This window comes from Halorubrum sp. SD690R, from assembly GCF_005435035.1.
GTDB lineage: Archaea > Halobacteriota > Halobacteria > Halobacteriales > Haloferacaceae > Halorubrum > Halorubrum ezzemoulense.
This window is the reverse complement of the sequence record NZ_SGTV01000003.1, coordinates 1-12,136: the sequence shown is the minus strand read 5'-3', so window position 1 is coordinate 12,136 and position 12,136 is coordinate 1. Positions and strand designations below refer to the sequence as shown.

The 12,136-nt window shown below is 69.5% G+C and carries 12 protein-coding genes and 1 tRNA gene; 5 read left to right on the top strand and 8 right to left on the bottom strand.

The features are described 5' to 3' along the window. Positions 1–316 precede the first annotated feature (316 nt). Positions 317–390: transfer RNA gene (locus EXE41_RS02560), tRNA-Lys, on the bottom strand. A 213-nt stretch (positions 391–603) separates the two neighbouring features. Between EXE41_RS02560 and EXE41_RS02555 the strand changes: the two genes are divergently transcribed. Both EXE41_RS02555 and EXE41_RS02550 read left to right on the top strand, forming a co-directional pair. After that, positions 604–2,070 (top strand): DHH family phosphoesterase, encoded by a 1,467-nt coding sequence (locus tag EXE41_RS02555; protein ID WP_049929679.1) that lies wholly within the window; start codon positions 604–606, stop codon positions 2,068–2,070. Between the two features lie 71 nt (positions 2,071–2,141). After that, complete coding sequence (locus EXE41_RS02550; protein ID WP_049929680.1) at positions 2,142–2,348, top strand: hypothetical protein; 207 nt, start codon at positions 2,142–2,144, stop codon at positions 2,346–2,348. Positions 2,349–2,370: 22 nt separating this feature from the next. Here the strand turns inward: EXE41_RS02550 and EXE41_RS02545 are convergent, their stop codons facing one another. Continuing rightward, positions 2,371–3,345: a sugar phosphate nucleotidyltransferase gene (locus tag EXE41_RS02545; RefSeq protein ID WP_137690215.1), complete on the bottom strand. Its 975-nt coding sequence runs from the start codon at positions 3,343–3,345 to the stop codon at positions 2,371–2,373. 96 nt (positions 3,346–3,441) lie between these two features. Between EXE41_RS02545 and EXE41_RS02540 the strand changes: the two genes are divergently transcribed. Next, positions 3,442–3,750: a transcriptional regulator gene (locus EXE41_RS02540; RefSeq protein ID WP_094579844.1), complete on the top strand. Its 309-nt coding sequence runs from the start codon at positions 3,442–3,444 to the stop codon at positions 3,748–3,750. 16 nt (positions 3,751–3,766) lie between these two features. On the opposite strand, the gene EXE41_RS02535 is transcribed toward EXE41_RS02540, so the two are convergent. Beyond that, on the bottom strand, positions 3,767–5,077 hold the full coding sequence (locus EXE41_RS02535; RefSeq protein ID WP_137690214.1) for a response regulator: 1,311 nt from the start codon (positions 5,075–5,077) through the stop codon (positions 3,767–3,769). Between the two features lie 108 nt (positions 5,078–5,185). Here EXE41_RS02535 and EXE41_RS02530 point away from each other — a divergent pair, with 108 nt between their 5' ends. Further along, a complete protein-coding gene (locus tag EXE41_RS02530; protein WP_137690213.1) occupies positions 5,186–6,592 on the top strand; it encodes a sodium:solute symporter in 1,407 nt (468 codons plus the stop codon). A gap of 15 nt (positions 6,593–6,607) precedes the next feature. On the opposite strand, the gene EXE41_RS02525 is transcribed toward EXE41_RS02530, so the two are convergent. The 4 genes from EXE41_RS02525 to EXE41_RS02510 all read right to left on the bottom strand — a co-directional run bounded on the left by EXE41_RS02525 (position 6,608) and on the right by EXE41_RS02510 (position 9,810). Continuing rightward, positions 6,608–7,285 (bottom strand): type 1 glutamine amidotransferase domain-containing protein, encoded by a 678-nt coding sequence (locus EXE41_RS02525; protein ID WP_049929685.1) that lies wholly within the window; start codon positions 7,283–7,285, stop codon positions 6,608–6,610. Positions 7,286–7,626: 341 nt separating this feature from the next. Then, positions 7,627–8,196 carry a hypoxanthine/guanine phosphoribosyltransferase gene (gene hpt, locus EXE41_RS02520; RefSeq protein ID WP_008446308.1) on the bottom strand — a complete coding sequence of 190 codons (570 nt, stop codon included), beginning with the start codon at positions 8,194–8,196 and terminating at the stop codon, positions 7,627–7,629. Positions 8,197–8,718: 522 nt separating this feature from the next. Continuing rightward, positions 8,719–9,495, bottom strand: a complete 777-nt coding sequence (locus tag EXE41_RS02515) for an enoyl-CoA hydratase/isomerase family protein (RefSeq protein ID WP_137690212.1) — start codon at positions 9,493–9,495, stop codon at positions 8,719–8,721. 93 nt (positions 9,496–9,588) lie between these two features. After that, positions 9,589–9,810 (bottom strand): hypothetical protein, encoded by a 222-nt coding sequence (locus EXE41_RS02510; protein WP_049929687.1) that lies wholly within the window; start codon positions 9,808–9,810, stop codon positions 9,589–9,591. A 133-nt stretch (positions 9,811–9,943) separates the two neighbouring features. On the opposite strand from EXE41_RS02510, the gene aroC reads away from it, so the two are divergent. Further along, positions 9,944–11,131, top strand: coding sequence for a chorismate synthase (aroC, locus tag EXE41_RS02505; RefSeq protein ID WP_049929688.1), 1,188 nt, complete (start codon positions 9,944–9,946; stop codon positions 11,129–11,131). 61 nt (positions 11,132–11,192) lie between these two features. Here the strand turns inward: aroC and EXE41_RS02500 are convergent, their stop codons facing one another. Continuing rightward, complete coding sequence (locus EXE41_RS02500) at positions 11,193–12,095, bottom strand: ZIP family metal transporter (RefSeq protein WP_137690211.1); 903 nt, start codon at positions 12,093–12,095, stop codon at positions 11,193–11,195. Positions 12,096–12,136: the final 41 nt, after the last annotated feature.

Below are 12,136 nucleotides of genomic sequence, written 5' to 3'. Positions count from 1 at the left end.
GGACGTGCGTCAGCTTGGATGGCAGCGGACTGAAGTCGAAGTCATACCGCAGTCGGCACATAGGGGTTGTCATCATGATCCGTTGAGTCGCACTTTTCGCGCGCACATGTAGAACACTGAACATCGGTGCGGACGGACGCGTGCCATGTCAGGGCGTAACACTGACATGATCTCGGCGATAAATAATGCTAGATGCCAGACGGCACGGGGGCGCGTACAGTGAGTGTACGAAATAAACCGTCGGTTAGTGACAAATCGCGTATGATCGGCTCGCAATCATGCGATTCCGTCGAATCAAGAAGGTTCAGCCGGTGTACGGGCCGGGCGCGATTTGAACACGCGACCGACGGATTAAGAGTCCGTCGCTCTCCCTAACTGAGCTACCGGCCCTCGCAAGTTTGTACCCGGGTCACGCTAAAAGGCCTTTTCATTCGACCCCGTCGGCGCTCGGCGGACGCCGGTACAATCGCACGAAAGCGACGGTATCGCGTTCGGACCCGAACGCGTCTCTCGGGAGCGAAGCCGCCGGACTCGGCGACCTCGTGGCCGGGGGACGACGCCGAGAGCGCACTCGTTAAGTGTCGTGCCGCGGAAATCCCTCCAATGAGTAGTGGGGCATCCGGATCCGCGCGGACCCGGTACGCCATCCTCGGCTGTGGAAGCGTCGGTCACGCCGTCGCGGAGGAACTGACCGAGCGCGGGAAGGACGTCCTCATCCTCGACCGCGACGAGAGCCGCGTCGAGGCGCTCCGCGACCAGGACCTCAACGCGCGCGTCCAGGACATCGCCGAGCCGGACGTCGTCGACGAGCTCGCCGACCGCGACATCGTGTTGATCCTCGCCAGCGACGTGGAAGCGAACAAGGCCGCCGTCTCGGCGGTCAGAGAGACCGGCGGCGACCACTACCTCGTGGCCCGGGCCTCCGACCCCGTCAGCGAGGACGAGCTGCGCGAGCGCGGCGCGGACGTGGTGATCAACCCCTCGACGGTGATCGCCGACAGTGCCCTCCAGTCGCTGGAGACCGGCGAGCTGGAGTACATGGCCCGCCAGCTGGCGGAGATCATCGAAGACGGCGGCGACCGGATGGCCATCCTCACGCACGACAACCCCGAGCCGGACTCGATCGCGTCCGCGACCGCGCTCCAGGCGATCGCGGAGGCGTTCGGCGTCGACGCCGACATCATCTACTCCGGCGACGTGGGCCACCAAGAGAACCGGGCGTTCGTCAACCTCCTCGGGATCGACCTGCTCGCCCGCGGCGAGGCCTCGCCGCTCTCCGAGTACGAGACGATCGCGGCCGTCGACCTCGCGAAGGCCGCCGCCGAGGACCTCGATCTCGACGTGTCGGTCGACATCTACCTCGACCACTTGGAGGCCGAGGTGCCGTTCGACGCCCGTTTCGTCGACGTGCGGACCAACGTCTCTTCAACGTCGACGATCCTCACGAAGTACCTCCAAGAGTTCGACCAGTCGCCCTCGGAGGCGGTCGCGACCGCGCTCCTCTACGGTATCCGCGCCGAGACGCTGGATTTCAAGCGGGACACGACGCCCGCCGACCTGACCGCGGCGGCGTACCTCCACCCGTTCGCGAACCACGACACGCTCGAACAGGTGGAGTCGCCGTCGATGAGTCCGGAGACGCTGGACGTGCTCGCGGAGGCGATCCAGAACCGCGAGGTCCAGGGGAGCCACCTCTTCTCGACGGCCGGGTTCATCCGTGACCGCGAGGCGCTCGCGCAGGCCGCGCAACACCTCCTCAACCTAGAGGGGATCACGACGACGGCCGTGTTGGGCATCGCAGACGAGAAGATCTACCTCGCGGCGCGTTCGAAGGACATCCGGCTGAACATCGGCGACGTGCTCGACGAGGCGTTCTCGGAGATGGGCGACGCCGCCGGCCACTCCACGCAGGGGTCGCTCGAGATCCCGCTCGGGATCTTCACCGGCATCGAGGCAAGCGGCGACAAGCGCGACACGCTCCTCCACCTCACCGAGGAGGCGGTCCGGCGGAAGCTGTTCGACGCGCTCGGCGTCGAGGGCGGGAGCGGCGACTCCTCGAACGGGTCCTGAGCCGCTCCGACCGCCGCCGCTCGGCGCGGTCGTTTTCCGGCTCGGGGACGTACCTCCGACCACCGCGCCGCATGTACGTTCCCGAGGATCCGCCGGCGAACTGTCCCGCCTGCGGCGACCCGTACGACTCGGTCTCCCGACACACCGGCGGGTTCGTGGCGAACTTGCTCGACAACGAGCGCTACCAACGGGTCTGTTTCTACCCCGCGACCGACGGCAGCGACCCCGCGTTCGACTGCTATCACCACACGCACGCGCAGGCCGGCGTCGACGACTGAGACGGCGGTCGCCCCGAAGCGGTCAGAACTCGTCGCCCTCGGTGATGGAGGTGTGCGAGCCGATCAGCGCGCCAGAGAGGTCGACTCCCTCCAGGGTGGCGCCCGTGTCGATCACGGAGTTGCGGACCTCGGAGTCGGTGATCGTCGCGTCCCCGAAGACGACGGCGCGGTCGAGCGTCGAGTCGGTCACCGTCGCGCCGCCCATCACGTGGACCACGTCGCCCAGGTCGCTCCCCTCGACGGTCGCGTCGTCGTCGACGAGCGTCCCGCCGTCGAGCGCGTACTCGACCGCGTCGAGGTAGCTGTCGGCGGTACCGATGTCGAACCATGCGCCGTCGAAGGTGTACGCGTTGACCGCCCCGCGCTCTTGGAGCCACTGGAGGAACCAGCCGGGCTCGTCGGGGTTCTCGCCGTCTTCGAGGTAGGTGGTGAGCTTCGGGAGCGTCTCGGCGGGGAACGCGTAGCAGGCGATGGAGACGAGCGTCGACTCCGGGTCGTCGGGCTTCTCCTGGAAGTCGACCACCTCGTCGCCGTCCAGCTGGACGAGGCCGTACGACTTCGCGCGCTCGCGGTCGCCCACGTCGTAGGCCGCCAGCGTCGGCGTTCCCTTGTCCTCGAAGAAATCGGCGAAGTCGCCCAGATCGAAGCTGATCATGTTGTCGCCGGCGACGACGATCAGATCGTCGTCGACCGACTCCCGCTCGACGAGCTGTTCGAGCGCTCCCACGACGCCGAACTTCTCGTCTTCCTCGACCGTCTCCTCGACCGAGAGCGTCGGCTTCTCGAAGGGGCTGTCGTCGAGGTACTCCGCGAAGGTGTCGGCGAAGCGCTCGTTCGTCGAGACGAACACCTCGTCGACCCGGTTGTCGGCCTCCAAGTCCTCGAATATCTCGTCGATGACGGTGTTTTCCCCAACCGGGAGGAACATTTTCGGCCGGTGTTCGGTGATCGGCCAGAGCCTGGTCGCGTAGCCACCCGCGAGTACGACGGCTTTCATACTCCCCCGCTCTCACTCCGGTGACATACCTCTTGTGCCCGTGTCGGCGTCGGACGCCGACCGGGCGGTTTTACTCGCCCGTGCCGAACGTCGGGTATGGAGACGACTCGCCAGCGGATCGCCGACGCCCTCCGCGAGGAACCGCGGACCGCGAGCGACCTCGCGGCGACGCTGTCGCTGCCGACGCCGACGGTGTACGAACACCTCGAACACGTCTCGCGGTCCGTTACCGACGAGAGCGGATCCGAAGAAAGCGACGGCGGGGCCGACGAGGAGTTCCTCGTCGCGCCGCCGACCTGTCGCGAGTGCGGGTTCGACGGCTTCGACGATCCGGTCAACGAGCCGTCACGGTGCCCCGAGTGTAAGAGCGAACGGATCGAAGAGCCTGCGTTCGTGATCCGCTGAGCGGTCGCCCGGCAACTCACCCCTCCGCGACGACCGCGTCGCAGCGAACGCCACCCGGGATCCGCCGCATGAAGAGGTCGATCCCGTACATCGCGTCGCCGGCGAGGCCGACGTCGAACGGCAGTTCGGCGACGCAGCACTCCTCCGCGGACTCGGACCGCGGGTCGCGGACGAGCACTCGGAAGCCGTCGGCCGTCGTTCGCGCGTCGACTGCGACCGCGTCGACCGCCTCGTCGAGCGCGGCTTGGAGGATGTTCCGGACGGCGGGGACGACGGTCCCGCGGTCGCGGTCGATGGACCCGTCCGGGTCCACCGTCACGGTCGCCGTCGCCGAGAGGCCGGCCTGTGACACCGCTTCGCCGACGGCGTCGGAGAGCTGTACGGGGCGGGTCGGATCGGGGGTAGTCGGCGACGAGTCGCCGGTGTCGAGCGCTCCGAGGACCTCGGCGAGGTGCGTGTTCGCGGTCGACAGGAGCGGCGCGTCCAGTTCCGACGGCGGGCGCGAGAGGATCCGGCTCGCGGCCTCGATGCGGCCGCGGACCGCCTGCGAGGCCGCCGCCTCGTCCGCGCCGGTCGGTTGGATGAGCCCGAGGATCGCGGGCTCGCCCCGGTAGGTGACGCGGCTCCCGACCACCGTCGCCTGAAACGTGGAGCCGTCCGCCGCTAGGAGGTCGATCGTGTATCTGACGCGGTCGTCGTCGCCGGACTCTCGCCGTCGGATCGCCCGGACCACTCGGTCCCGATCGTGCGGGGCGACGATCGACGACACCGGCTCGCCCACGAGTTCGTCGCGCCGCATCCCGAGCATCTCGGCGAGGCGGCGGTTCGCCAGCTCGAAGCTCCGGTCCTGTGACAGCCCCGCGCCGATCAGCCGCTGTTCGAACAGCTGCGAGTACCAGTCCTCGACGCGCTCGCGGTCCCGTCGTTCCCTGAGCCGCGTGACGCACGTTCGGATCCGGTTCGCCAAGAGCTCGTACTGCTCTTGGCCGCCGCTCTTCTGGAGGTAGTCGGAGACGCCGGACGAGATCGCCTCGCTCGCGATGGCCTCGCTGCCGCGCCCGGTGAACAGGATGAACGGCTTCGACGGGTAGCGCTCGCGCACGGCATCGAGCAGTTCGAGGCCGTCGACGTCGGGCATGTCGTAGTCGCTGACCACGCAGTCGAACGTCGACTCGTCGAGCCGGTCCAGCGCCGCCTCGGCGGAGGTGACGCCGACGGCCCTGATGTCATCGTGCTGTTGGTCCAAGATGTCCGCGGTGAGCGTCGCGAACCCCGGCTCGTCGTCCACGCAGAGGACGCGTATCGGCGGCCGGTCGGCCATAGACATGCGTTCACACGAGACGCGATCGCATAATAACTGTTGTATATAATATCGGACGCTTTTGCCGCGAAACTGAGGACATCGCTTATTCGTTCGCTCGGGCAGGTTGGTAGCGTGATCGGTTCCTCGGAGGCGCACAGCGAGGCCGACCCGTCGAACGCCGAGTCGTTCTACGCGGCCGACCGCCGGATCGGGGGCGTGTTCGGTGCAATGTCGTTGACCGCGACGCAGGTCAGCGCGGGGACGCTCATCGGCACGATCGGGATCCACTACGCCGTGGGCGTGAGCTTCGGCCTGGTGTGGCTCGGCATTTGGGCCGGCTGGGTCGCGTCGCTGCTGTTCGTAGGGCCGCACCTGCGCGCCCGCGGCGGGATCACCGTCTCGGAGTTCCTCTCGGCGCGCTTCGACGGCGACAACGAGGTGGTCGGCGGGACGACCGCGGCCCTCGTCAGCGTCATCTACCTCGTGTACACGACCGCCCAGTACGTCGCCGGGGCGGTCATCCTCGACGCCGTCTTCGGAGTGCCGCGGGTCCTCGGCATCGCGGCGTTCGCCGCGGTCGCGCTCTCGTACACGCTCGTCGGTGGGATGCGGCTGAGCATCTATTCGGACGCGGTTCAGGTCACGGCCCTCCTCCTCGGCGTCGCGGCGGCGGCCGTCGTCGGAGTCGCCGAGACTGGGGGCGCGAGGGCGCTCATCGACGCGGCTGCGGCTATCGACCCGGCGTTGCTGTCGGGCACCTCGGCGCCAGCGCTCACGACCGGGCTGGCGCTGTCGTTCGGGTTCGGTATCGCGGTGGCCCCGTACGAACTCTCGCGGGTCTACGCCATGCGAGACCCGGAGACGGTCAAGCGGGCGATCCCGATCTCCATCGCGATCCAGGCCGTCATCGCCGTGTGTATCCTGACGCTGGGGCTGCTCGCGCGCGTCCGGTTCCCCGGGCTGGCCGACCCGGACGCGTCCGTCGTCCGGCTCGCGCTCGACCTGTTCGGTCCCGCGGTGGGGCTGCTGCTGCTCGGTGCGGTCGTCGCGGCGGTGCTCAGCACCGTCGACTCGGTGCTGCTGGTCACGTCGGCGGCCGTGGCCCACGACATCTACGAGCGGACGCTGCCGGCCCTGGGCCTCGTCCCGGAGCCGACGCCGGCGCGCGTGCGGCGAGTCAGCCGGATCGCGACCGTCGGCGCGGCGGTCGTCCCCGCCGCTCTCGCCGTCAACCCCGGTCCGTTAGGCGGGGTGGTCCAGCTCATCGTCGCGCTCTACACGTCCGTGCTCGGGTCGACCCTGTTCGTTCCCGTCCTCGGCGGGCTTCACTGGGACGCGGCCACGGGCGACGGGGCCTTCGCCGGCGTCGTGGTCGGGTTCGTCACCGCAACGGCGTGGCAGGTCCTCACCGAAGTGTGGACGGTCGACAGGCTCGGATCGCTGACCGCGGTCGACCCGGTCATCCCCGGCGTCATCGCGAGCGCCGCCGCGTTCGTCGCGGTGTCGCTGGCCGACACCGACCGGCTCGGCTCGGCGTGATCGAATCGGGCACGCTCAGAGCTCGCCGAGCAGCGTCTCCGCCGCCTCGGCCGACGAGCCCGGGCCGCGGGCCGTGATCAGGTCGCCGTCGACGGTGACGCTGGTGTCGGCGTCGAGTTCGGCGTCCCACTCCGCGCCCGCCAGCCGGACCTCGTCTTCGACCCAGTACGGGAGCTTCCGACCGTCCGGCATCACGTCGTGGTCGTCGACGATCCCGTCCTCCCAGTCGTTCGGGAAGCCAGTGACGGCGCGCCCCTCGACGAGCGGCGTCCCGTCGGCCTCGCGCGTGAACGCGAGGATGCCGACGGCGTGACAGACGACGAGGGCGACGCCGTCGTCGCCAGCGACCGCGTCGAGCAGCAACTGCCGGGCGTGCCGGTCTTGGTTCACGTCCCAGACGGTGCCGTGGCCGCCGGGGAAGACGACCGCCTCGTAGCCGTCGGCGTCGACGGTCGCGATCGGTTCCGGATCGTTCAGTTCGGGGTGCTCCTCGTCGACCTCGCGGAGCTCCGCGACTCGCTCCTCGCCGCCCGCGGCCTCGGGGTCGAGTGAGCGCTCGTCGACGACCGGGGGCGACCCCGACGGCGTCGCGACGGTCACGTCGACGCCCTCCGATTCGAGCGTCGTCAGCGGCTCGATACACTCCTCGGCCCAGTACCCCTCCTCGCTCACGACGAACAACGCGTCAGTCATGTGTAGTCCGCCATTGAGGACCTCGATATAAAAGACGCCCGCGCCCGGCAGCGCCAAAGGGCGGCGTCGGGTTTATAAGCAAACGTCACGGTCGCGACCGGCGCGCGCCGTCGAGCGGCCGCCCTCGGCGGCCGCGAGAAGCGCGTGCGAGGGAGTCGCTGGCGCGACGAGGACGACCGAAGGGAGTCCGACAGACGCGCCCGACGGGGCTGGGGAGGCGTGAGGCGCGGTGCGGTGGCGGGCGGGGCTTTGGAGGTGTTAACCGCCGGTCCGCCGTCGACTACTAATAAACCTGCGAGTAGAAACTTCGAGGTGGTCCCCCCGGGTCGACAGTTACCGACCTATTCGTCGCCCTGCGCGTCGACGACGACGACCTCGCCGTCCTCGACGGTGACGTTGATCAGCGTCTTCACGTTGTAGTCGGTCTCGTCGAGCTCGTTCTCGCCCGCCTTCTTGATCACGGCGACGACGTCGACGACGTCCGCGCCGACCTCGTCGGTGAGCGCGTCGAGGATGGCCTTCATCGTGCCGCCGGTCGAGAGCACGTCGTCGAGGACGAGGACGCGGTCGCCCTCCTCCACGTCGTTGATGTACATCTCCGACTCGGAGTAGCCGGTCTCCTGGAACAGCGGGACCTCGCCGTCGAGGCCGTACTGGCGCTTCCGGATGACGACGAGCGGGATGTCGGTCATCAGCGAGAGCGCGGTGGAGATGTGGATCCCCATCGCCGCGGGGGTGACGATCTTGTCGACGTTCTCCAGCTCCGCCTTCCGGATGATCCGGATGACGATCTCCCGGAGCAGCTCCGGTTCGAGCATGGGGACGCCGTCACTGATCGGGTGGACGAAGTACTGGTACTCGCCTTTCTCGATGATCGGCGCGTCGAGGAGCGACTGCCGCAACTGGTCCATGTCGCGGGTACTCGGCCGGATTAATAAAGCGTGGCGGTTGCGGGATCGCGGTGTGAGTCGATCGCACGACGACTCTCCGCGGGCGAGACGCGGTCGAGACCCAACGCCGGATCGGCTCGAAACCCCGGCTCCGAGGCCGTACGACAACATCATTTATAAGCAGCTGATCGACACGATCACCACCGAACCCCTGGCCGCGAGGCGGGCGCACGCTCGCTGCGGTCCTCGGTCAGTCGCTCGTGTCACTCGCTCCCGCCCTGCGGTCCTTCTGTCGCCTGCGCCCGCCTCGCGCCCGCCCCTTCGAGTCCCGCCCAGCACAGCGACCGCACCTCACGCCTCCCCGGCCTCGTCGCCGGCGGCCACGCCGCCGGCTGCCAGAGGCGTCGCGCCTCGCTACCGCTCACTGCCTGTTGGCGGTTCGCGGCCTCCCTCGCACGCGCTTCTCGCGGCCGCCGAGGGCGGCCGCTCGAAGGCGCGCGCCACCACATCTCGGCACAGCACCGACAGCGATCCGCTACCGCGTTATTCGAACTCCGGATCGCGCTTCTCCAAGAAAGCCGTCATCCCCTCGCGCTGATCGTGCGTCCCGAAGAGGCCGGCCCACGCACGGCGCTCCAAGGCGAGCCCGGTCGCCGCCGACCCCTCGCCGGCCGCGTTCAGCGCCTCCTTCGCCGCGCGCAGCGCGGTCGTCGGCTTCGCTGCCAGCTCGCCGGCCAGCTCGTCGATCCGGTCTTCGAAGTCGTCGTCCGCGACGACCTCGCCGACGAACCCGACCTCGGCCGCCTCGGTCGCGTCGATGCGCTCGCCGAGGAAGATCAGCCGGCGGGCGACCTCGTCGCCGACGAGCGCCGGGAGCCGCTGCGTGCCGCCCCAGCCGGGGATGATCCCCAGATCGATCTCGGTCTGCCCGAGGACGGCGCTCTCGGCGGCGACCCGCAGGTCACAGGCCAGGGCGAGCTCGCACCCGCCGCCGAAGGCGTAACCGTCGACGGCGGCGATCGTCGGCGCGGGGAACGTCTCGATCGCGTCCGCGACGCGGTGGCCGAGCTCGGCGTACGCCTGCGCCTCGGGCGTCGAGAGGTCGACCATGTGCGAGATGTCCGCGCCCGCGACGAACGCCTCGTCGCCCGCACCGGCGATCACGAGGGCGCGAGCGTCGCGCTCGGCGGCCTCGTCGAGCGCGTCCTCGATCGCTTCGAGCGTCTCGGCGGTGAGCGCGTTGAGCTGCTCCGGTCGGTCGACGGTGATCGTTGCGACTCCGCGGTCGTCGACGTCGAAGGCGATGGTGTCCCAACTCATACCCGCCCCGTCTCGCGGCGACGTGAAAACGGTTCGGCAGGCGGATCCGACTCGGTCGGAGGCGGGGCTCCGCGGGCGGCGGCGACTCGACGGTCAGACCTCTTCGCGGCTGTCGATCCCGGTGTAGATGAACCACGCCGTCGTGTACACGCCGACGAACAGCAGGTAGCCGACGATCAGTCCTCCGAGCTGGCGGCTCGCGAGCCCGCCGGGGAGCGTCCGCGAGAGGATGCCGAGCGCGAGGGCGAAGACGACGAGCGAGAACAGCCCCGAAAGGGCGTACACGCCGAGGTCGGAGGTGAAGCGGTCACGCACGCACCCACCAACGCGTTCCCCTTACATACCGCCGTCGGTCGCGCGCCGGTCGGCGCGTCGTCTCGAAGTCCGGGCGAGCGCCGCTCGTTGCGCGGATTGCAACCCCTATAAGCCCCCGGCCACACGTACCGGTATGAACGGGAACCGGTTCGGCCGACTCTTCCAGCTGACGACCTACGGCGAGAGCCACGGCGACGCGATGGGCGTCACCGTCTCCGGCGTGCCAGCGGGCGTCGAGCTCGACGAGGAGGCGATCCAGGCGCAGCTCGACCGGCGCAAGCCGGGCCAGTCGATGATCACCACCTCGCGGGGCGAGCCCGACGAGGTCGTCGTCAACTCCGGCGTCCAGGACGGCTACACCACGGGCACCCCGATCGGAATGGTGATCCAGAACAAGGACGCCCGCTCGGGGAAGTACGAGCCGTTCGTCACCGCGCCGCGCCCCTCGCACGGCGACTACACCTACTCCGCGAAGTTCGGCACACGCAACTGGGGCGGCGGCGGGCGCTCCTCGGCGCGCGAGACGGTGAACTGGGTCGCGGCCGGCGCGGTCGCCGAACAGGTGCTCGACGCCTCTGACCACGACGTCGAGATCAAAGCGCACGTCAATCGCATCGGCGACATCGAGGCCGCCCCGGTGAGCTTCGGGCAGATCCTCGAACACAGCGAGGAGAACGACGTGCGCTGCGCCGACCCCGAGGCGGCCGCGGAGATGCAGGAGCTGATCGAGGAGTACCAGGAGGAGGGCGACTCGATCGGCGGTTCGATCTACTTCGAGTGCCGGGGCGTCCCCCGGGGGCTCGGATCGCCGCGCTTCGACAGCTTCCCCGCCCGCCTCGGGCAGGCGATGTTCTCCATCCCGGCGACCACCGGCGTCGAGTACGGGCTGGGGAAGGACGCGACGCACGTGGCGGGCAGCGAGCGCAACGAGGACTGGACGTTCGACGACGGCGAGTCGTTCGACCACGTCGAGAGCGAGGAGGGCGACCCCGTCCCCGTGGGCAACGACCACGGCGGCCTCCAGGGCGGGATCACCACGGGCGAGCCGATCTACGGCGAGGCGACGTGGCACGCGCCGACCTCGATCCCGAAGAAGCAGCGCTCGGCCGACTGGGAGACCGGCGAGGAGAAGGAGGTCCAAGTCGTCGGCCGCCACGACCCCGTCCTCCCGCCGCGGGCCGTCCCCGTCGTCGAGGCGATGCTGTACTGTACGGTGCTCGACTTCATGCTGCTCGGCGGCCGGATCAACCCGGACCGCGTCGACGGCAACCCGGGACAGTACGACACCGATTACCACCCGAGTAGCCCGCGCAACGAGTAGCGACCGACGCCCGCACCCGGGCCTGTGCCGCGGTCGTGCGCTTCCAGCGTCCGGCGCCCGCTCACACCACGACGACGGCGTCGACGACGACGAGCAGGACGAAGCCGACGAGGAACGCGCCGGTCGCGGCGTCGGCGTGCCCGTGCCCGTGCGAGGATGGGATCAGCTCGCGGAAGACGACCGCGAGCATCGCGCCCGCGGCGAACCCCGACGACACCGGGAACAGTCCGGCCCCGACCGACACGAGCGAGAAGCCGAAGACCGCGGCGACGACCTGCGGGACCACTCCCGAGAGGGTCGTGTACCAGACCACCCGGAGGTTCGACATCCCGGTCTCCGCCATCGGCACCGCGAACGCGAACCCGTCGGGCACGTTCTGAAGGCCGATGACGACCGCGAGCAACAGCGCGACCTCCTCCAGCCCGGAGGCGAACGCGACGCCGATCGCCAGCCCCTCGGGGGCGTTGTGGAGGGTGATCGCCCCGCCGATGAGCAGCGCCTTCCGGAGCGAGGACTCGCGCTCGGCGAGCGTCCCGGCGTCCTCGTCGACCGATTCCGGTTCCGCGTCGCCTCCCTCGGCGGCGGAGCCCCGGGTGGCGAAACCCTTGGTGACAGAGTCCCCGGTCGGCGGCTCCATGACCGCGGCGTCGTCTGCGGTCGCGCCGCCCTCGACGAACCACGCCCGGTACTCCGCGTGGAGGTGCGGAATGAGGTAGTTCCCGCCAAGCAGCGTCGCCCCGCCGAGGAGCACCCCCGCCATCACCGCGCGGAGCGTCCCCTCCTCCATGCCGGGGATCACGAGGCCGAACACGCTGGCGGCGACCATCAGCCCGGCCGCCAGCCCGAGGGCACCGTCGTAGATCCGGTGTGTCACGCGGTGCCGGAAGAAGACGGGGAGGGCCCCGATCCCGGTCGCGACCCCGGCGACGGTCGTCACGCCGAGGACCGAGGCGAGCGTCGTCATACACTGCGAGACCGCGCACTGGGATATAAATGGGCGGGGAC

What these genes read in the sequence shown, in the direction of transcription:
- EXE41_RS02555 (WP_049929679.1), top strand. Translation starts at nt 604, where the DNA reads ATGAGTAGTGGGGCATCCGGATCCGCGCGGACCCGGTACGCCATCCTC.
- EXE41_RS02550 (WP_049929680.1), top strand. Translation starts at nt 2,142, where the DNA reads ATGTACGTTCCCGAGGATCCGCCGGCGAACTGTCCCGCCTGCGGCGAC.
- EXE41_RS02545 (WP_137690215.1), bottom strand. Translation starts at nt 3,345, where the DNA reads ATGAAAGCCGTCGTACTCGCGGGTGGCTACGCGACCAGGCTCTGGCCG.
- EXE41_RS02540 (WP_094579844.1), top strand. Translation starts at nt 3,442, where the DNA reads ATGGAGACGACTCGCCAGCGGATCGCCGACGCCCTCCGCGAGGAACCG.
- EXE41_RS02535 (WP_137690214.1), bottom strand. Translation starts at nt 5,077, where the DNA reads ATGTCTATGGCCGACCGGCCGCCGATACGCGTCCTCTGCGTGGACGAC.
- EXE41_RS02525 (WP_049929685.1), bottom strand. Translation starts at nt 7,285, where the DNA reads ATGACTGACGCGTTGTTCGTCGTGAGCGAGGAGGGGTACTGGGCCGAG.
- hpt (WP_008446308.1), bottom strand. Translation starts at nt 8,196, where the DNA reads ATGGACCAGTTGCGGCAGTCGCTCCTCGACGCGCCGATCATCGAGAAA.
- EXE41_RS02515 (WP_137690212.1), bottom strand. Translation starts at nt 9,495, where the DNA reads ATGAGTTGGGACACCATCGCCTTCGACGTCGACGACCGCGGAGTCGCA.
- aroC (WP_049929688.1), top strand. Translation starts at nt 9,944, where the DNA reads ATGAACGGGAACCGGTTCGGCCGACTCTTCCAGCTGACGACCTACGGC.
- EXE41_RS02500 (WP_137690211.1), bottom strand. Translation starts at nt 12,095, where the DNA reads ATGACGACGCTCGCCTCGGTCCTCGGCGTGACGACCGTCGCCGGGGTC.